Origin of the sequence: Pseudomonas sp. NKUCC02_KPG (assembly GCF_019345465.1) — a bacterium.
Classification (GTDB): Bacteria; Pseudomonadota; Gammaproteobacteria; order Pseudomonadales; family Pseudomonadaceae; genus Aquipseudomonas.
Map to the genome: position 1 here is coordinate 1 of NZ_JAHKRC010000017.1, position 17,458 is coordinate 17,458.

20 protein-coding genes are annotated in these 17,458 nt (G+C 60.1%); 5 read left to right on the plus strand and 15 right to left on the minus strand.

Annotation, left to right across the window (positions count from 1 at the left end):
- Positions 1-53: 53 nt before the first annotated feature.
- The 5 genes from ureG to KO536_RS20325 all read right to left on the minus strand — a co-directional run bounded on the left by ureG (position 54) and on the right by KO536_RS20325 (position 3,090).
- On the minus strand, positions 54-662 hold the full coding sequence (gene ureG, locus KO536_RS20305; RefSeq protein ID WP_133078726.1) for an urease accessory protein UreG: 609 nt from the start codon (positions 660-662) through the stop codon (positions 54-56).
- 9 nt (positions 663-671) lie between these two features.
- Positions 672-1,346: an urease accessory protein UreF gene (locus tag KO536_RS20310; protein ID WP_219262781.1), complete on the minus strand. Its 675-nt coding sequence runs from the start codon at positions 1,344-1,346 to the stop codon at positions 672-674.
- Complete coding sequence (gene ureE / locus KO536_RS20315; RefSeq protein WP_133078728.1) at positions 1,343-1,843, minus strand: urease accessory protein UreE; 501 nt, start codon at positions 1,841-1,843, stop codon at positions 1,343-1,345. The genes KO536_RS20310 and ureE overlap by 4 nt, the downstream gene beginning before the upstream one ends.
- Positions 1,844-2,004: 161 nt before the next feature.
- Complete coding sequence (locus tag KO536_RS20320) at positions 2,005-2,637, minus strand: TetR family transcriptional regulator (RefSeq protein WP_046809184.1); 633 nt, start codon at positions 2,635-2,637, stop codon at positions 2,005-2,007.
- Between the two features lie 180 nt (positions 2,638-2,817).
- Positions 2,818-3,090, minus strand: a complete 273-nt coding sequence (locus KO536_RS20325; RefSeq protein ID WP_133078729.1) for a hypothetical protein — start codon at positions 3,088-3,090, stop codon at positions 2,818-2,820.
- Positions 3,091-3,344: 254 nt separating this feature from the next.
- On the opposite strand from KO536_RS20325, the gene KO536_RS20330 reads away from it, so the two are divergent.
- Positions 3,345-5,411 (plus strand): AsmA family protein, encoded by a 2,067-nt coding sequence (locus KO536_RS20330; protein ID WP_219262782.1) that lies wholly within the window; start codon positions 3,345-3,347, stop codon positions 5,409-5,411.
- Positions 5,412-5,528: 117 nt separating this feature from the next.
- On the opposite strand, the gene KO536_RS20335 is transcribed toward KO536_RS20330, so the two are convergent.
- Positions 5,529-6,404: a DMT family transporter gene (locus KO536_RS20335; RefSeq protein WP_219262783.1), complete on the minus strand. Its 876-nt coding sequence runs from the start codon at positions 6,402-6,404 to the stop codon at positions 5,529-5,531.
- Positions 6,405-6,564: 160 nt separating this feature from the next.
- Between KO536_RS20335 and KO536_RS20340 the strand changes: the two genes are divergently transcribed.
- Entirely contained in the window at positions 6,565-6,846 is a 282-nt protein-coding gene (locus KO536_RS20340; RefSeq protein WP_133078732.1) for a PsiF family protein, read from the plus strand.
- Between the two features lie 237 nt (positions 6,847-7,083).
- The gene (locus KO536_RS20345; protein ID WP_133078733.1) at positions 7,084-8,094 is read left to right on the plus strand and encodes an AI-2E family transporter; all 1,011 of its coding nucleotides are present in this window, start codon (positions 7,084-7,086) and stop codon (positions 8,092-8,094) included.
- Positions 8,095-8,142: 48 nt separating this feature from the next.
- Here KO536_RS20345 and KO536_RS20350 read toward each other — a convergent pair whose 3' ends face one another.
- Positions 8,143-9,408: an Hsp70 family protein gene (locus KO536_RS20350; RefSeq protein WP_133078734.1), complete on the minus strand. Its 1,266-nt coding sequence runs from the start codon at positions 9,406-9,408 to the stop codon at positions 8,143-8,145.
- Between the two features lie 302 nt (positions 9,409-9,710).
- Here KO536_RS20350 and cbpA point away from each other — a divergent pair, with 302 nt between their 5' ends.
- Both cbpA and KO536_RS20360 read left to right on the plus strand, forming a co-directional pair.
- The gene (cbpA, locus tag KO536_RS20355) at positions 9,711-10,622 is read left to right on the plus strand and encodes a curved DNA-binding protein (RefSeq protein WP_133078735.1); all 912 of its coding nucleotides are present in this window, start codon (positions 9,711-9,713) and stop codon (positions 10,620-10,622) included.
- A gap of 2 nt (positions 10,623-10,624) precedes the next feature.
- On the plus strand, positions 10,625-10,930 hold the full coding sequence (locus KO536_RS20360; RefSeq protein WP_133078736.1) for a chaperone modulator CbpM: 306 nt from the start codon (positions 10,625-10,627) through the stop codon (positions 10,928-10,930).
- Positions 10,931-11,040: 110 nt separating this feature from the next.
- On the opposite strand, the gene KO536_RS20365 is transcribed toward KO536_RS20360, so the two are convergent.
- The 8 genes from KO536_RS20365 to urtE form a co-directional block, all read right to left on the minus strand.
- A complete protein-coding gene (locus KO536_RS20365; protein ID WP_219262784.1) occupies positions 11,041-12,174 on the minus strand; it encodes a sensor histidine kinase KdpD in 1,134 nt (377 codons plus the stop codon).
- A 104-nt stretch (positions 12,175-12,278) separates the two neighbouring features.
- On the minus strand, positions 12,279-13,979 hold the full coding sequence (gene ureC / locus KO536_RS20370) for an urease subunit alpha (RefSeq protein WP_133078738.1): 1,701 nt from the start codon (positions 13,977-13,979) through the stop codon (positions 12,279-12,281).
- Positions 13,980-14,092: 113 nt separating this feature from the next.
- Entirely contained in the window at positions 14,093-14,413 is a 321-nt protein-coding gene (locus tag KO536_RS20375) for an urease subunit beta (protein ID WP_133078739.1), read from the minus strand.
- On the minus strand, positions 14,410-14,943 hold the full coding sequence (locus tag KO536_RS20380) for a GNAT family N-acetyltransferase (protein ID WP_133078740.1): 534 nt from the start codon (positions 14,941-14,943) through the stop codon (positions 14,410-14,412). Before KO536_RS20380 ends, KO536_RS20375 begins: the two co-directional genes overlap by 4 nt.
- Positions 14,940-15,473 carry a GNAT family N-acetyltransferase gene (locus tag KO536_RS20385; protein WP_219262785.1) on the minus strand — a complete coding sequence of 178 codons (534 nt, stop codon included), beginning with the start codon at positions 15,471-15,473 and terminating at the stop codon, positions 14,940-14,942. Before KO536_RS20385 ends, KO536_RS20380 begins: the two co-directional genes overlap by 4 nt.
- A gap of 9 nt (positions 15,474-15,482) precedes the next feature.
- A complete protein-coding gene (gene ureA, locus KO536_RS20390) occupies positions 15,483-15,785 on the minus strand; it encodes an urease subunit gamma (protein ID WP_133078742.1) in 303 nt (100 codons plus the stop codon).
- A 52-nt stretch (positions 15,786-15,837) separates the two neighbouring features.
- The gene (locus KO536_RS20395; RefSeq protein WP_133078743.1) at positions 15,838-16,677 is read right to left on the minus strand and encodes an urease accessory protein UreD; all 840 of its coding nucleotides are present in this window, start codon (positions 16,675-16,677) and stop codon (positions 15,838-15,840) included.
- A 32-nt stretch (positions 16,678-16,709) separates the two neighbouring features.
- A complete protein-coding gene (gene urtE, locus KO536_RS20400; RefSeq protein ID WP_133078744.1) occupies positions 16,710-17,408 on the minus strand; it encodes an urea ABC transporter ATP-binding subunit UrtE in 699 nt (232 codons plus the stop codon).
- Between the last annotated feature and the right edge of the window lie 50 nt (positions 17,409-17,458).

Below are 17,458 nucleotides of genomic sequence, written 5' to 3' on the forward strand. Positions count from 1 at the left end.
GGGGGGGGGGGGGGGGGGCGCCGGCCCCGCCCCCCCCCCCCCGCTCCCACGGGTCAAACCAATAAACCCTGACGCTCGATAAACGCCACGATGGCATCCAGGCCAAGCCCGGTCTTTTGGTTGCTGAACACAAACGGCTTTTCGCCGCGCATGCGCCGCGTGTCGCTGTCCATCAGTTCCAGCGAGGCGCCCACCAGTGGCGCCAGGTCGATCTTGTTGATCACCAGTAAGTCGGATTTACAGATCCCCGGTCCCCCCTTGCGTGGCAATTTGTCCCCGGCGGACACGTCGATCACGTAGATCGTCAGGTCGGACAGTTCCGGGCTGAAGGTGGCCGACAAGTTATCCCCACCCGATTCCACCAGAATCAGGTCCAGCCCCGGAAAACGGCGGTTCAACTGATCCACGGCTTCCAGGTTGATCGACGCATCTTCACGAATCGCCGTGTGCGGGCAACCACCGGTTTCAACCCCGATAATGCGCTCCGGGGCCAGCGCCTCATTGCGCACCAGAAAGTCGGCATCTTCACGGGTATAGATATCGTTGGTGACGACGGCCAGGTTGTACTTATCGCGCAACGCCAGGCACAGGGCCAGGGTGAGTGCGGTTTTGCCGGAGCCCACCGGGCCACCGATGCCAACACGCAAAGGCTGTGTGTTCATTACATTCTCCTAGGAACGAAACAGGCGGCTGTACTGGCGCTCGTGGGCCATGCTCGCCAACGACAGGCCGAAAGCGGCGCTGCCCAAGTGGGATGAGTCGAGGGTGCTGGCGTGTTGCTGTGCCTGTTGCAGGGCGGGCGACAACTCACTGGTCATGCGTTGGGCCGCTTGCTGGCCCAGTGGCAGGGTTTTCATCAGTACCGCCAGTTGGTTTTCCAGCCAGCTCCAGAGCCAGGCGGCCAGCGCGTCTGCAGGACTGATGCCCCAGGCGCGTGCAGCCAATGCCCAGCCAAGCGCCAGATGTGGCTCACGCTGTTGTGCGAGAAACAACCGTGCGGGCTCGTCCAGTTCCGGCAAACCGGTGAGCAACTGTTGCAAGGAATAGCCCATTTGCCGGCTTTCCTGATGCAGTTCGCGGGTTTCACGGCTGGCGCGCTGTTCATCGCACAGCCGCTGCAAGGTGTTCCAGTCCTGGTCGGCCGCCGCCTGGCAATGGGCGAGCAGCAACGGCGCTTCGAAGCGGGCCAGATTGAGCAGCAATTGATCGCTGATCCAGCGCGCGGCCGTCACAGGATCAGTGACACGGCCATTCTCGACGGCCATTTCCAGCCCTTGGGAATAGCTGTAGCCACCGATGGGCAGTTGCGGGCTGGCCAAGCGCAACAGCGCCCAGGCCGGATTCACAGGCGAACGCCAAATTGATGCAGGCGCGGCGCGTAGTTGAAGTCCTCTTCACCCGCACGGGAGTGATGATGGCCGCCGCCATAGGCGCCGTGTTCCGGTTGAAATGGCGCTTCAATGGCCTCGGTGTGTGCACCCAATTGCTCCAGCATGGCCTTGAGCACATAGTCATCGAGCAGGCGCAACCAGCCATCACCCACTTGCAGGGCAACATGGCGGTTGCCCAGGTGATAAGCCGCACGGGTCAGTTCAAAGGCATCGCGGCAGGTGACATGCAGCAGTTTTTCCGGGCTGGCGCACACGCGTACGATTCGTCCGTCCTGGGCCTGGAGAAATTCGCCGTCATTCAAGGGCGCCTGGCCGCGGTCAAGGAACAGTCCCACGTCTTCGCCACTGCTGCTGAAACAGCGCAGGCGGCTTTTGCTCCGGGCTTCGAAGTTGAGGTGTAGCTCGGCGCTCCACACGGGGTGGGGCTGGATTCTGCGATGAATCACCAACATCGGAAGGCATCCTGCAATTGACATTACCCAAGCCAGAGCAAGGGGCTTGCCAACCCGGGTGACGGGTGCAAATACAGGCCCAAAAAGGGTGCAGGACGATGAGGGTGTTCCAAACGGGTGCGCAGGGGGTGCGAAGGCGCACCAACACAGTGCGCCAACGATTACTCCGTGCTGCCCAAACCTTTCCAGTGCTTGAGCCCGATAAAGATAAATCGCAGCTGCTGGCTGATTTTGGCCTGGGGTTGCAGGTGATCGGGCAGGGTGTCAGCAGGCGGATCGATCACGTCGGGCAGGGCGGCAAACACGCTTTTGACCACCAGATCGGCGATCACGGTCAGGCCGGCATGGTCCAGGTGCTGCAACTTGGGCTTGGAGCCAAGATCTGCTGCCAGGTCCGACGTGATGTCTTCACGCAGTGCGCCAATGGCCTGGCGAACCGGTTGGGAACCGCCGTACTGCTCGCGGGCCAAAAACAGAAACTGCGAGCGATTGGCCTCTACCACGTCGAGAAAGATGCGCACCGACGCGTTGATCACGCCGCCCATGAACAGTTCGTTGTGGCGCACCAGGCGAATAGTTTCGCGAAAGGTCTGGCCGACTTCACTGACCAGTGCCAGGCCCAACTGGTCCATGTCGCTGAAGTGACGATAAAAACCGGTAGGCACGATGCCCGCCGTTTTTGCGACTTCGCGCAGGCTCAGGCTGCCAAAGCCGCGGCCCGATTCCATCAAGTGGCGGGCAGCATCCATCAGCGCAAGGCGGGTTTGTTGCTTCTGTTCGGCGCGGGGCAGCATCGGGGCTGGTATTCCAGACAAGTACAGCGGCGCACTCTAGCAAATCGGCTTTGATGGCGTCGAACGGTGTGCTGCACAAAGTGTGGGGGCGGGCTCGCTCTCGATGCAGGCGGCGTGTTCTATCGGGCTATCGACGGGGATGCTGTTGCGAGCAGGCCCGCTCCCACACAAACAGATGACTCAGCTTGCACGTTGATTGCGCTCGGCCAGACGATCAGCGCCACCTTCGGCGACAAACTGATTGCTTGGGGTGCGATCGTAGCCATCTTCAGCGACGCGATTTTGCTGATCCAGGGTACGTTGCGCGCCATCTTCAGCCACCGGGTTGAGGGGTTGGCTCAACGTGCTCGATGCAGGTTGTACCATTGGGGTTGGCTCGTCGTCGGCTGGCAGGGCAAAAGCGTTGACGGCGAAAAGTGAAAGGGTAAGGCCAAGCAGTAATGGGCGTTTCATGGTGTGTGCTCCGTAGCAGTGCAACTAAGTAGGTGTTGTGGCAATGCTACGCTTGGCTACCGGATATCAAAGTTCATACGGGCAATGGTGATAATCGACAGAATTGATTGTTCAGATTCGGGGGCTCTAGCCTGAGGCTTCCGAGGTTTTTTACACGAAAGTCGTACCGGGGTTAAACCTTCAGACGTCTTTGCCAGTCGTACATTTAGAGGCGTCGTAACTGGGACGTTGAGTCGAATTCAAGGAGCCGCGACATGACGCGCACCCGTAAAACCCTTGCCTGGACAGGCGGTATTCTCGTGCTGTTGGTGGCCGTGCTGGTGGTGATTCTCGCTACCTTCGACTGGAACCGCATCAAGCCGACCCTCAACACCAAAGTGTCCGAAATCCTTCATCGCCCGTTTGCCATCAACGGTGATCTGGCCGTGCGCTGGCAGCGTGAAGAGGACGAGGGCGGGTGGCGCGCCTGGGTGCCCTGGCCCCATGTGATTGCCCAAGACCTGACCCTTGGCAATCCTGAATGGTCGAAAACGGCGCAAATGGCCAGCCTCAAGAAAGTCGAGCTGCGCCTGTCGCCGCTGGCACTGCTGACCCAAACGGTGGATATCCCGCGCATCAACCTGACCGAGCCCAGCGCCAACCTTGAGCGTCTGGCCGATGGCCGGGCGAACTGGAACTTCACGTTCGACCCCAAGGACCCGAACGCCGAGCCGTCAGCGTGGACCGTTGATATAGGCGCCATCGGCTTCGACAAGGGCCACGTGACGTTAAATGACCAAACCCTCAAAGCCCGACTGGATGTGCTGATCGATCCACTGGGCAAACCTGTCCCCTTCAGGGAAATCGTCGGCGAAGCGGACGCGAAAAAGGCCCTGGAGAAAGGTGGCCAGGCGCAAGACTATGCCTTCGCCCTCAAGGTCAAAGGCCAGTACCACGACCAGAAACTCAACGGTACGGGCAAGATTGGCGGCCTGCTGGCCTTGCAGGACGCGACCAGGCCTTTCCCGCTGCAAGCCCAGGTCAGCATTGCCGATACACAGGTAGCGCTGGCCGGGACCTTGACCGATCCGCTGAATCTGGGAGCGCTGAACCTGCGCCTGAAGCTGGCCGGTACCAGCCTGAGCAACCTCTATCCGTTGACCGGCGTGACCTTGCCGGATTCACCGCCGTACTCGACCGACGGGCATTTGATCGCCCAATTGCGTGACCCCGGTGGAGCCACCTTCAGCTATGAAAACTTCAACGGCAAAATCGGTAGCAGTGATATTCACGGCGACCTGAAATACGTGGCCAGCCAGCCGCGGCCGAAGCTGTCTGGCAAGCTGGTGTCCAACCAACTGCTGATGGCTGACCTGGCTCCTTTGATCGGCGCCGACTCCAACACCCAGCAAAAGGCCCGGGGCGGTGAAAGCAAGCAGCCAGCGGGTAAAGTGCTGCCGGTCGAAGAATTTCGCACCGAGCGCTGGCGCGACATGGACGCCGACGTTGAACTCACCGGCAAGCGCATCGTGCAGAGCGCCGAGTTGCCGTTTACCGACCTGTTCACCCATCTGGTACTCAATGACGGCGAGCTGAGCCTTGAGCCGCTGCGCTTTGGCGTGGCGGGCGGCAAGCTGGATGCGCAGATCCGCCTCAATGGTCGTGCGACGCCGTTGAAAGGCAGCGCCAAATTGACGGCGCGCAACTTCAAGCTCAAGCAGCTGTTTCCCACGTTTGAACCGATGAAGACCAGCTTCGGTGAACTCAATGGCGATGCCACGATTGCCGGGACCGGCAACTCGGTGGCCAAGTTGTTGGGTACTGCCAATGGTGATTTGAAAATGATCATCAATGATGGCGCCATCAGTCGCAGCCTGATGGAGATAGCTGGCTTGAACGTGGGCAACTACGTGGTGGGCAAGATTTTTGGCGACGAAGACGTCAAAATCAACTGCGCGGCAGCGGACTTCGGGATCAAGAGCGGTCTGGCCAGCTCCCGGCTGTTTGTGTTCGATACCGAGAACGCGATTATCTACATCGACGGTACGGTCAACTTCGCCACCGAGCAGCTCGACTTGAAAATCACCCCTGAGTCCAAGGGCCTGCGCTTGTTTTCGCTGCGTTCACCGCTGTATGTGCGCGGCACCTTCGCCAACCCTTCGGCGGGTGTGCAAGCCGTACCGTTGCTGTTGCGCGGTGCCGGCATGGTGGCGCTGGGCGTGATTGCAGGCCCGGCGGCAGGGTTGCTGGCATTGGTTGCGCCAAGTGGCGGCGAGCCCAACCAGTGCGCGCCACTGCTGCAGCAAATGCAGCAGGGCAAAGTGCCGAAAACGGTGAAATAAGCCCTGCAGAACGGATGTGGCCGCTGCCACCGCAAGGCCTTTGCCTTGAATGCCAAAGAGGGCCGCTGCGCTGCCCATAGCAGCCTGCGGCAGCGGCGACAGGTTGAGACAGAGCGATCAGGCTTTGCGAAGTGGCGTAGTCCACCGTTCCGACAGAATCACACCGCCCAGGGTCAGTGCGCCGCCAATCAGGTGGTAGGCATGCAATTGCTCTTTCAACACCACGGCAGCAATCAGTGCCGTAATCAACGGCAACAGATTGAAAAACAGCGTGGTGCGACTCGGGCCCAGGGTGGCGACGGCTTTCATCCAGGCCAAGGGCGCGATCATCGACGCCAGCACACAGGCGTAGAGCACCAGTCCCATGTTGTGAACGGTCGGGCCGACCTTGGTGGAGGCCAGGTACAGCGGGAACAGCACCACAATCGCCACGAGCACCTGCATGTACAGCATCTGCAGTGGCGGCAGGCGCAGCTGCCATTTTTTCAGCAGCGTGCTGTAAATCGCGTAGGCCAGGGTGGCGACCAGCATCATCGCGTCGCCCAGGTTCAGGCCATGATCGAGCAAGGCCGCAAGACTGCCGCTCGACACCACCACCAGTACCCCGACAAACGACACAATGGCGCCCACCAATGCTCCGGCCGTCAGGCGCTGGCCCAGGCTGATGATCGACATCGCAAGCACCATCAATGGCATCAGCGACAGGATAATGCCCATATTGGTGGCTGAGGTCCGGGCTGCCGCGTAGTAGGCCAGGCTTTGGTAAATCGCCATGCCAAGCACGCCGAGGACGAAGATCTTGCCCAGGTTCGCACGGATGACAGGCCAGTTGGCCATGACCGGTTTGAGCATAAAGGGCGTGAACAGAAGGCCGGCCAGCAGCCAGCGGTAAAAGCCGATTTCGGAGGGGAAGATTGCGCCCACTGCCAACTTGTTAATCACGGTATTGCCGGCCCAGATAAAAATGGCCAGTAGCGGGTAAGCGTATTGCATCAGGACAACCACACGATTAATAAGCGGCGATTATCCACTGTCAGCCAGCAAGTCGCGATGTTTGAGCGCCAGAGGGTGCAACGGATAACGATGTAACAGAGTTTGTCTACACTTCAGTGAATTGCGCTGCCACTTGGCGCGTCAACAAGGAGAAAACTCCATGAAGATGTTGCGTGTTCCTCTGCTGCTGATCGGTCTGCTGCTGTGCTCCCAGGGTTTTGCGGCCACTGCCCAGCAGAACAAAATGACCACCTGTAACGCTGACGCCAGTGCCAAAGCCCTCAAGGGTGATGAGCGCAAAGCCTTTATGAGCACCTGCCTCAAAGCCAAACCGGCCACGCAGCAAGACAAAATGAAAACCTGCAACGCCACCGCCGGTACCCAGGACCTCAAGGGCGATGCGCGCAAAGCCTTCATGAGTGATTGCCTGAAGAAAAAATAAAGCCTGCCTGTGTAGCCGCTGAGGAGCGGAGCGAGGCTGCGATCGAGGACGTAGTCCTCGTAAACCCGTAAAACTCGGCAAGTCTGAAAAGCAGAGTGGCTGCATTTACGACGACTACGTCGCCGATCGCAGCCTCGCTCCGCTCCTCAGCGGCTACAAGGGGTGTGTAAATTCTAGTGCTCCCCGCCGAAGGCTGGCAGACTGCCTTTCCTTTCACGCTGTCAGTTTTGAGGCTGTATGCCATCGTTTTCTCAGCGTCACATCGTGTTGGCCAGCTACATCATCATTGCTGGCGGCTTGCTACTGGTCTTTCCGTTGCGTTTGTTGCCCAGCCTGCTGGCAGGGTTGTTGGTGTTCGAACTGGTCAACATGCTCACCCCCCAACTGCAGCGCCTGATTGCCGGGCGTCGTGCGCGGTGGCTGGCAGTGGCGTTGCTGGGCACGCTGATTGTCAGTGTGCTGGCGCTGATTTTTGCCGGAGCCATCAGCTTTTTGCTGCATGAAGCCGAAAACCCTGGGGCCTCACTCAACAAATTCATGGCCGTGGTTGACCGGGCTCGGGGTCAATTGCCGCCGTTTCTGGACAGTTACCTGCCTGCCAGCGCTGCCGAGTTTCGGATTGCCATCGGGCAGTGGATGAACAAGCACCTCAGCGATCTGCAACTGGTGGGCAAAGACGCGGCACACATGTTCGTGACCCTGCTGATCGGCATGGTGCTGGGGGCCATCATGGCCTTGCAGACCATTCCCGATATCAGCCGTCGCAAGCCGCTGTCTGCCGCGCTGTTCGAGCGTCTGCACCTGCTGGTACAGGCGTTTCGCAATATCGTGTTCGCGCAGATCAAGATTGCGCTGCTCAACACCGCGTTTACCGGAGTCTTTCTGGCTGTGATCCTGCCGCTGCTTGGCGTTCACTTGCCGCTGACCAAAACCCTGATCGTGCTGACCTTCCTGCTGGGCTTGCTGCCGGTGATAGGCAACCTGATCTCCAACACGCTGATCACCATAGTCGGCTTGTCGCTGTCGATCTGGGTGGCGGTGGGTGCGTTGGGCTACCTGATCGTTATCCACAAGCTGGAGTACTTTCTCAACGCCAGAATTGTGGGCGGGCAGATCAGCGCCAAATCGTGGGAATTGCTGCTGGCGATGCTGGTATTCGAGGCCGCCTTCGGCCTGCCCGGTGTGGTAGCCGGGCCGATTTACTATGCGTACCTGAAGAGTGAGTTGAAGCAGGTGGGGCTGGTTTAACAGCTCACCCTGACCCTCTCCCGGTGGGAGAGGGTTGGGGTGAGGGTATTAGCCGTAACGCTTTTTAGCTTCAATCGCCAAACCGCTGCCGATGCTGCCGAAGATGTTGCCTTCAACGTGTCGGGCATTGGGCAGCATGGCCGCTACGCTCTGGCGCAATGCCGGAATGCCGCTCGAACCCCCGGTGAAGAACACTGTATCCACCTGCTCGACACCCACGCCTGCACTGGTGAGCAGGTTGGTCACGCTGTTGCGGATGCGCTCCAGCTGATTGTCGATGGCGGCTTCGAACATCCCGCGGCTCAAGTCCACGCTCAGCCCCGCTTCAACCCGATCCAGCGGCAAGTGACGGCTGTCGTTGTGGGTCAACTGGATCTTGGTTTCTTCGATTTCCATCGCCAGCCAGTGACCGGCACGCTGCTCGATCAGCTTGAACAGACGGTCGATGCCACCGGTGTCTTCAATGTCGTAGCGCATGCTGCCCAGGGCCAACTGGGATTTTTGCGAGTACACCGAGTTGATGGTGTGCCAGGTCGCCAGGTTCATGTGGTGGCTGGTGGGCATGTAGGCCCCGCTTTTCATGCGGCTGCCGTAGCCGAACAGCGGCATCACGCCTTGCAGGCTCAGTTGTTTGTCGAAGTCGGTCCCGCCCACGTGCACACCGCCGGTGGCGAGGATATCGTCCTGGCGGTTGTCCATGCCACGACGCTCGGGCGACAGACGCACCAGCGAGAAGTCGGAGGTACCGCCACCGATGTCGACGATCAGTACCAGCTCTTCGCGTTCGATAGTGGACTCATAGTCGAATGCCGCCGCGATCGGTTCGTACTGGAAGGACACTTCTTTGAACCCGATGGCACGGGCCACGTCGGTCAGGGTGTTTTCGGCTTCCTGGTCGGCCAGGGGATCGTCATCGACGAAAAAAACCGGGCGTCCCAGCACCACTTCTTCAAATTCTCGACCGGCGGTCGCTTCGGCGCGTTTTTTAAGCTGAGCGATAAACAGCCCCAGCAAGTCCTTGAACGGCATCGCCGTGCCCAGAACGCTGGTGTCGTGCTTGATCAGCTTGGAGCCCAGCAGGCTCTTGAGCGAGCGCATCAGGCGGCCTTCGTAGCCTTCCAGGTACTCATGCAGCGCCAGACGGCCATACACCGGGCGGCGTTCTTCAATATTGAAGAACACCACTGAGGGCAGGGTGATCTTGTCGTCCTCCAGCGCGATGAGGGTTTCCACGCCTGGGCGAAGCCAGCCGACGGTGGAGTTGGACGTGCCGAAGTCGATACCGCAGGCACGTGCTGGAGAGGCGCTTTTCATGTCTTTCATGTTCCGGTTAAAAAACGGCCGCGCAGTGTATGTCAGACCGCTGAAGAATCGAAGGGCGACGATTCGCTAATTCGTAGGTTTTAATCCACTTGAAAGACTATCCTTCACCCCCAAACTTCCAGACATTGGCTTGGTAGTTGTCAGGCGATTGAGTGAAGCCCGTAGGCTGCCGATAAACTTTTGCAGCGGCGTTCCGTCACATGATTGAGACCGGTCAATCGACAGGCCGGTCAGCCAGAGCATTTTGGGTGACCTGGAACGGCGCGATATTGATAACGGATGGTGATCCTTACATGGACTTCAAAGACTATTACAAGATCCTGGGTGTCGAGCCCACGGCTGACGACAAGGCGATCAAGACCGCCTATCGCAAGCTGGCGCGCAAATATCACCCGGATGTCAGCAAGGAAAAGGACGCCGAGAGCAAGTTCAAGGACGTCAACGAAGCGTATGAAGCACTGAAAAGTGCCGAAAAACGCGCGGAATACGATGAGATTCGTCAGTACGGCCAGCATGGCCAGCCCTTCCAGGGGCCGCCGGGCTGGCAGGGTCATTCCAGTGGTGGTTTCGAGAATAACGGCGATTTTTCAGACTTTTTCAGCTCGATCTTCGGTTCGCGCGGCAATGGATTTGGTGGGCAATCGGGCCGCAGTGCGGGCCGTCGCGGGCAGGATGTAGAAATGGAATTGCCGATTTTTCTTGAAGAAACCCTGTCTGGTGAGTCGAAGCAGATCAGCTTCCAGATCGGCGATACCAGCAAGACCCTGAGCGTGAAAATTCCTGCCGGTGTGACCGACGGCGAACGCATCCGCCTTAAAGGGCAGGGCGCGCCGGGCATGGGCGGCGGAGCAAACGGTGATCTGTACCTGATCATCCGTTTTGCGCCGCACCCTAAATTCGATGTCGAAGGCCACGACCTGGTCATCACGGTGCCATTGGCCCCGTGGGAAGCTGCGCTGGGCACCAAGGTGGCGATACCGACCCTGACCAGCAAGGTGATGATGACCATTCGCCCTGACAGCCAGAGCGGTCAGCGCTTGCGCATCAAGGGCCACGGCCTGGCGGACAAGAAAGGCCAGCGCGGTGATTTGTATGCCCAATTGAAAGTGGTCATGCCCAAACAGACCGACGAGGCCACCAAAGCACTGTGGCAAGAACTCGCCGACAAAGCTGCATTTGACCCGAGAGAACAATGGAGTAACTGATCATGAGCAGCACCCTGATCGTTCAGCTGGACATGGAAAGGTTCTGCGAAGAGGCCAATATCCCGGCCACTTACGTGATAGAGATTGTCGAACACGGAATTATCGAACCTCAGGGCCGCACGCCTGACGTGTGGCGTTTTGAAGACTACGAATTGGTCATCGCCAGGCGTGCGGCCAAGCTGCGTGATGATCTGCACATAGAGTGGGAAGGCGTCGCCCTGGCGCTGGACCTGCTCGAAGAAGTGCAGCAGTTGCGGGCCGAAAACCAGCGGCTCAAGCAGCAGTTGGGGCGCTTTGTGACGCAATAGAAGCATGCCCACAGGCTTTGTGGGCGCTGGCTTACCTGCGATGCAGACGACGCGGTCTGACGGCACATCGCGGTGATGCCATCGCGAGCAAGCCCGCTCCCACAGATGGCTCAGGTGTTTCTAGGCAACACCACGGTAAACGTCGTGCCCTCGGCTTCGGTCGAGGTCACGTCGATGCTGCCCTTATGGGCGTCCACCACTTCCTTGATGATAAACAGGCCAAGCCCCAGGCTGGTCGACGTGCCCGGCTGGGTGATGTCTTCGCTCGGGCTGCGTACCAGCGGGTCGAACAGGGTGGCAATGGCGTCCTGGGCAATGGGCAGGCCAAGGTTGTGGACGCGCAAGGTCACGTCGCTCGCGTCCCCGCTCAGGCTCAACGTCACCTGGCCTTTGCGGGCACCGTGCTGCAGCGCATTGCCGATCAGGTTCTGAAGCAGCTGCCCCAGCCTGCGCGGATCCCAATGGCCTTGCACATCGCCTTCAACCTGCAGCCTCGGGGCGCGGTCGGGTTGCCCGGCACAGGCTTCGTCCAGCGCTGCCTGGCAGGCGACGGCCAAATCCATGGCCTTGGGTTCAATCGGCAGGTTGCTGCCCAGGCGGCTGCGCACAAACTCCAGCAGGTCATTGACCATCGTCCCCATATGGCGGGCACCATTCTTGATGGCCAGCACATAATTCAACGCATCGGCGTCGAGCCGGGCTTTGCGTTCCAGCATTTCAGTGGACATGCTCACCGCCTGCAGCGGTGCGCGCAGGTCATGGCCGAGGATGGCGAGGAAGATATCCCGCGAGCGGTTTACCTGTTCGGCGTAGGCCGCCGTTGACTCGGCCAGGGCCTGATCGATGGCCTCGTTGAAACGGATCATGTCCTGCATGTGCGAGAGGGCCGGGGCGTCGATGCTGGCGACCCACAGGCGGATCACGCAGGCGCGCAAATGGCGGAACTCCGAGGTCATCTGTACCAGATCAAACCCCACGGTATGGCGCAGTTCGCCGTGGCTGGCGGCGGCTTCATCCAGGGCGGGACTGGTCTCGGGGCCTTCGCCCTCGGCCTTGGCCTGCTGCTCGCTGGCCGTTTGCGCAGTGTTCATGTCCCGGGATGCGGCCAGCAGGATCTCCTTGGCATGGTCGCGCAACGCCAGGCTGGTCATGGAGTCGGCAGCCGGTGTGATGGTTTCGGCAAATTGCTCCCATTCATCGACGATACGATCAACATTGTGAACGATGAATTCAGATAGGCGCATGGCCACAAACCTTGCTGCAAGAGCGGCTGTATTGAAAGGTGACGCATCTTAACGCCAAAAGCAGCTTTTCAATACAACCGCCAATCCCCTGCAAACGCAGGGCATCAGAACAGAAAGTAGCGCTGTGCCATCGGCAACACATCAGCCGGTTCACACCACAGCAACACACCGTCGGCCTTGACCTGATAGGTCTGGGGGTCGACTTCGATCCTGGGCAAATAACCGTTGTGAATCAGGTCGGTTTTTTGCACATCACGGCAGCCCTTGACCACCGCGATTTGCTTTTGCAAACCCAGCGCTGCGGGTACGCCTGCGTCGAAAGCGGCCTGGCTGATAAAGGTCAGGCAGGTGGCATGGCGCGAGCCACCGTAGCTGGCGAACATCGGGCGGTAATGCACGGGTTGCGGGGTGGGGATGGAGGCGTTGGGATCACCCATCAGGCTTGCGGCAATGGCGCCACCCTTGAGGATCAGCGTGGGCTTGACCCCAAAAAACGCCGGGCGCCACAGCACCAGATCGGCCCACTTGCCCACCTCGATCGACCCCACTTCATGGCTCACGCCGTGGGTGATGGCCGGGTTGATGGTGTACTTGGCGATGTAGCGTTTGGCGCGGAAGTTATCGTTGCCCACGGCATCTTCGGGCAATGGGCCGCGCTGCTTCTTCATTTTGTCGGCGGTCTGCCAGGTGCGGGTGATCACTTCGCCCACCCGGCCCATCGCCTGGCTGTCGGAGCTGATCATCGAGAACGCGCCCAAGTCATGGAGGATGTCCTCGGCGGCAATGGTTTCGCGGCGAATACGGCTTTCGGCGAAAGCCACGTCCTCGGCGATGCTCGGGTCGAGGTGATGGCACACCATCAACATGTCGAGGTGTTCGTCGATGGTGTTGCGGGTAAAGGGCCGGGTCGGGTTGGTGGAGCTGGGCAGCACATTGACCAGGCCGCAGGCCTTGATGATGTCCGGCGCATGGCCGCCACCGGCCCCTTCGGTGTGATAGGTGTGGATGGTGCGGCCCTTGAAGGCGGCGAGGGTGGTTTCGACAAAGCCCGACTCGTTCAGGGTGTCGCTGTGAATCGCCACTTGCACGTCATACAGGTCGGCGACATTCAGGCAGTTGTCGATGGACGCGGGGGTGGTGCCCCAGTCTTCGTGCAGCTTGAGGCCGATGGCCCCGGCCTCGACCTGTTCGATCAGCGGTTGCGGCAGGCTGGCGTTGCCCTTGCCGGTAAAGCCCATGTTCATCGGGAACGAATCGGCGGCCTGGAGCATGCGCGCCATATGCCAGGGGCCTGGGGTGCAGGTGGTGGCATTGGTGCCGGTGGCCGGGCCGGTGCCGCCGCCGATCATGGTGGTGACGCCGCTGTTGAGCGCTTCTTCGATCTGCTGCGGGCAGATGAAGTGGATATGGGTGTCGATACCGCCTGCGGTGAGGATCATGCCTTCGCCCGCGATCACTTCGGTGCTGGCGCCGATGGCAATGGTCACATTGGGCTGGATATCCGGGTTGCCGGCTTTGCCGATGGCGTGGATGCGACCGTTCTTGAGGCCCACATCGGCCTTGACGATGCCCCAGTGATCGATGATCAGTGCGTTGGTGATCAGGGTGTCGACCACCTCGCTGGCGAGCAGCTGACTTTGGCCCATACCGTCGCGAATCACTTTGCCGCCGCCAAACTTCACTTCTTCTCCGTAGGTGGTGAAGTCCTGCTCGACCTCGACCCACAGCTCGGTATCGGCCAAACGAACCTTGTCACCTACGGTGGGGCCGAACATGTCGGCGTAGGCCTGACGGGATATTTTCATGGTCGGTTCCTGTGTGTGATTCACTTTGTAGTCGCTGCCGAAGGCTGCGAGCAGATTTGTAAGGAAGTCGGGAAACGGGTTGCGGTGCAACCCTTCGCAGCCTGCGGCAGCGACTACAGCGTGGCGTTGTCCAGATTGCCCATCACCCGCCCGGCAAAGCCGAACACCCGGCGCAACCCGGCCAGTTCCACCAGTTCCACTTCACGGGTTTGCCCCGGCTCGAATCGCACCGCCGTGCCCGCCGGGATGTTCAGGCGCATGCCGCGGCTGTCACCCCGGTCAAAGATCAGGGCGTCGTTGGTTTCGAAAAAGTGATAGTGCGAGCCCACCTGGATCGGCCGGTCTCCACGGTTTGACACGCTCAGGCTCAGGGTGCGCCGGCCCACGTTCAGTTCGATCTCGCCCGCCTCGATGTGGTATTGGCCCGGAATCATTGCGGCTCACTCAAGGTTTTGAAGTAGATGGCCGTCGGGCTGTAATGGCCGCTGGGGCTTTGGCAGTAGTTGGGCAGTTCGCCGACGCGGGTGTAACCCAGGGCACTGTAGAAGTTTTCGGCCGGTGAGCCCGCTTCGGTGTCCAGGTGCAGCAAGCCACGCTTGAGTTCCCGTGCACCTTGTTCCAGCGCGTGGATCAGCACCTGGCCCAGCCCGCGGCGCCGCACTTCGTTGAGCACCAGCAACTTTTGGACTTCGGCGCGGTTCAGGCCGTTGGCCTTTTGGCACAGGATCAGTTGCACGCTGGCCAGCACGCGCTGGTCTTCAACCAGTACCCACAACAGCAGATTGCCTTGCTCCAGTTGGGCGTGAACTTCATTGAAGTAGCGGCTGGCCTGGGGCAGGTCGAGGTCGTTCATGAACCCCACCGATGCGCCGTGTTTGACGGCGTCGAGCAGCAGCACAATCAAGTCTTCGCGGTAGTGGGCAAAATTCTGCGCCGTGACGCGCACCAGTTGTTCGGTCTTCATTGTGCGGGTTCCTTGGGGGGCAGTGCGCCGGGGTTGAGCATCAGTTGCATAAACGTCAGGTCGAGCCAGCGGCCGAACTTTATCCCCACCTGCGGCATGCGCCCGCTGGTGACAAAACCCAGTTGTTTGTGCACGTGGATCGAAGCCGCATTGGCGCTTTCGATGGCCGCCACCATGACGTGCTTGTCGCAGGCCCGGGCACGTTTGATCAATTCGGCCAGCAATTGCGGGCCCAGGCGTTTGCCCCGTTGCTCGGGATGGACATACACCGAATGCTCCACCGTGTGGCGGAACCCTTCAAACGGACGCCAGTCGCCAAACGAGGCATAGCCCAGGGCGATGTTGGCGTCGTCGACAATCACCAGAACCGGATAGCCCTGGGCCTGGCGGGCGTTGAACCATTGCTGGCGGTTGTCCAGATCGACCGTCTGCTCATTCCAGATGGCGAGCGTGTTGAGCACCGCATCGTTGTAGATCTCGCGAATCGCCGGCAGGTCCGCCGCGACAGCATCACGAATGACGTAAGACATGGCGCGGCCTCAGGCGATGGGTTGATGGACAGTGACCAGTTTTGTGCCGTCCGGGAAGGTGGCCTCGACCTGGATGTCGGGGATCATTTCCGGGATGCCTTCCATCACCTGATCGCGGGTCAGCAGGGTGGTGCCGTAGTGCATCAGTTCGGCCACGGTGCGGCCATCGCGGGCGCCTTCGAGCAGGGCGGCCGAGATATAGGCGATGGTTTCCGGGTAATTGAGCATCACACCGCGGGCCAGTCGACGTTCCGCCAGCAGGCCGGCGGTGAAGATCAGCATCTTGTCTTTTTCGCGAGGGGTCAGGTCCATGATCGGGTCCGTGTTCGGCAGTTTAAAAATGTTGAGTGTGGGAGCGGGCGGCTCAAGTACTCCAGATCCTGGGGGCCAGCGCTTCTCGCCCCAGCAGCGCCGGACGCAACAGACGCCATAAATCAATCAGCCAGGCCCGTGCCTGCAAGGCTTCACCCGCCAGGCAGCGGGCTACCAGCAAACCCGGTAACTGGGTCAAGTCGCCGCGCACCGGATTGGGCAGCGAGCGACAGGTTTCCAGTAATTGGGCGCTGATCTCGCCCGTCACCAGCAACGTGGCAAACACCGGGTTGCCGTCCAGGCCAATGGGCGAATCCAGCAGCCCGTCGCCGCCCACAATGCGCTGGCGCTCATGCCAGAGCAGTTGGCCGTCGCGGCGCAGATCCAGCCGCGACTGGAAGTGCCCGTGCTCGAAACGCTCGCCACTGGCCAGTCGACCCAGCGCCACCATGTCCCAGTAAAACAACCGGGCATCGCCCTCAAGTTCGATACGGGTCGAGAGTTCGGCCTGGGCCGCGCTGAAGACGATGGTTTCTTGTGGCAGCCATTCCAGAGTCGCGCCGGGTGCGACCTTCAATGTCAGGTTCTGACAGGCTGGCCCGGCAGCGCGATACCATTTGGCCGCACCGGGGCTGGTCAGTTGTGCCCAGGCATCCGGGCCGACGCTGGCACTGATGTTGAGTTGATCGCCACCGGCAATCCCGCCCGGTGGATGGACGATGATGTGCTGGCAAACCTGCGGCCCTTCGGCGTACAGGTGCTTTTGCACCCGCAACGGGCCGACATGACGACGCAGGGTAGGGCGCGTGCTGTCGCCAAAACGGCCATAGCCCAGCTCCAGCTCGGCGTGCCAGCTGGGGGTGAACAATGGAGCGTTGGCAGGCAGGTTCATATGTAGGACTTTTCACTAAATAGAGACGCAGATTAAATCGTTACCAGCCCGCGTACACCTTCTGTTTGCATATTTTCGCCACGGCCTTGCTGCACGATTTCGCCCCGTGACATCACCAGATACTGGTCAGCCAGTTCCTCGGCAAAATCATAAAACTGCTCCACCAGCAAAATCGCCATATCCCCCCGTGCGGCGAGCATTTTGATCACGGCCCCGATCTCCTTGATCACCGAAGGCTGGATGCCTTCAGTCGGCTCATCGAGGATCAGCAAGCGCGGACGGCTGGCCAGCGCGCGGCCAATGGCCAATTGTTGCTGCTGGCCACCGGACAAATCGCCGCCGCGTCGATGCTTCATTTGCAGCAATACCGGGAACAGCTCGTAGATAAACGCCGGAACCTCCCTGGCCTCGGAACCGGGGAACCGCGAGAGGCCCATGAGCAGGTTTTCCTCCACCGTCAGGCGCCCGAAAATCTCCCGGCCCTGGGGCACGTAAGCGATACCGGAGTGGACCCGCTGGTGGGGTTTGAGCGTGGTGATGGTTTTACCTTCCCACTGCACATCGCCTTCCTTGACCGGCAGCAAGCCCATCAGGCATTTGAGCAATGTGGTTTTGCCCACGCCATTGCGGCCCAGCAGGCAAGTGACCTCGCCGACTTTCACTTCAAACGACAGACCACGCAGGATGTGGCTGCCGCCGTAGTACTGATGCAGTTTCTGGACGTTTAGCATGTTGATTTCCTTTTTGAACTGCGCCGCTTCTGTAGCCGCTGCCGGAGGCT

Coding starts and splice junctions, on each gene's coding strand:
- ureG (WP_133078726.1), bottom strand. CDS start 662: ATGAACACACAGCCTTTGCGTGTTGGCATCGGTGGCCCGGTGGGCTCC.
- ureA (WP_133078742.1), bottom strand. CDS start 15,785: ATGGACCTGACCCCTCGCGAAAAAGACAAGATGCTGATCTTCACCGCC.
- urtE (WP_133078744.1), bottom strand. CDS start 17,408: ATGCTAAACGTCCAGAAACTGCATCAGTACTACGGCGGCAGCCACATC.
- KO536_RS20325 (WP_133078729.1), bottom strand. CDS start 3,090: ATGAAACGCCCATTACTGCTTGGCCTTACCCTTTCACTTTTCGCCGTC.
- ureC (WP_133078738.1), bottom strand. CDS start 13,979: ATGAAAATATCCCGTCAGGCCTACGCCGACATGTTCGGCCCCACCGTA.
- ureE (WP_133078728.1), bottom strand. CDS start 1,843: ATGTTGGTGATTCATCGCAGAATCCAGCCCCACCCCGTGTGGAGCGCC.
- KO536_RS20350 (WP_133078734.1), bottom strand. CDS start 9,408: ATGAAAAGCGCCTCTCCAGCACGTGCCTGCGGTATCGACTTCGGCACG.
- KO536_RS20345 (WP_133078733.1), top strand. CDS start 7,084: ATGCCATCGTTTTCTCAGCGTCACATCGTGTTGGCCAGCTACATCATC.
- KO536_RS20395 (WP_133078743.1), bottom strand. CDS start 16,677: ATGAACCTGCCTGCCAACGCTCCATTGTTCACCCCCAGCTGGCACGCC.
- KO536_RS20385 (WP_219262785.1), bottom strand. CDS start 15,473: ATGTCTTACGTCATTCGTGATGCTGTCGCGGCGGACCTGCCGGCGATT.
- KO536_RS20365 (WP_219262784.1), bottom strand. CDS start 12,174: ATGCGCCTATCTGAATTCATCGTTCACAATGTTGATCGTATCGTCGAT.
- KO536_RS20330 (WP_219262782.1), top strand. CDS start 3,345: ATGACGCGCACCCGTAAAACCCTTGCCTGGACAGGCGGTATTCTCGTG.
- KO536_RS20320 (WP_046809184.1), bottom strand. CDS start 2,637: ATGCTGCCCCGCGCCGAACAGAAGCAACAAACCCGCCTTGCGCTGATG.
- KO536_RS20360 (WP_133078736.1), top strand. CDS start 10,625: ATGAGCAGCACCCTGATCGTTCAGCTGGACATGGAAAGGTTCTGCGAA.
- KO536_RS20375 (WP_133078739.1), bottom strand. CDS start 14,413: ATGATTCCGGGCCAATACCACATCGAGGCGGGCGAGATCGAACTGAAC.
- KO536_RS20380 (WP_133078740.1), bottom strand. CDS start 14,943: ATGAAGACCGAACAACTGGTGCGCGTCACGGCGCAGAATTTTGCCCAC.
- cbpA (WP_133078735.1), top strand. CDS start 9,711: ATGGACTTCAAAGACTATTACAAGATCCTGGGTGTCGAGCCCACGGCT.
- KO536_RS20335 (WP_219262783.1), bottom strand. CDS start 6,404: ATGCAATACGCTTACCCGCTACTGGCCATTTTTATCTGGGCCGGCAAT.
- KO536_RS20340 (WP_133078732.1), top strand. CDS start 6,565: ATGAAGATGTTGCGTGTTCCTCTGCTGCTGATCGGTCTGCTGCTGTGC.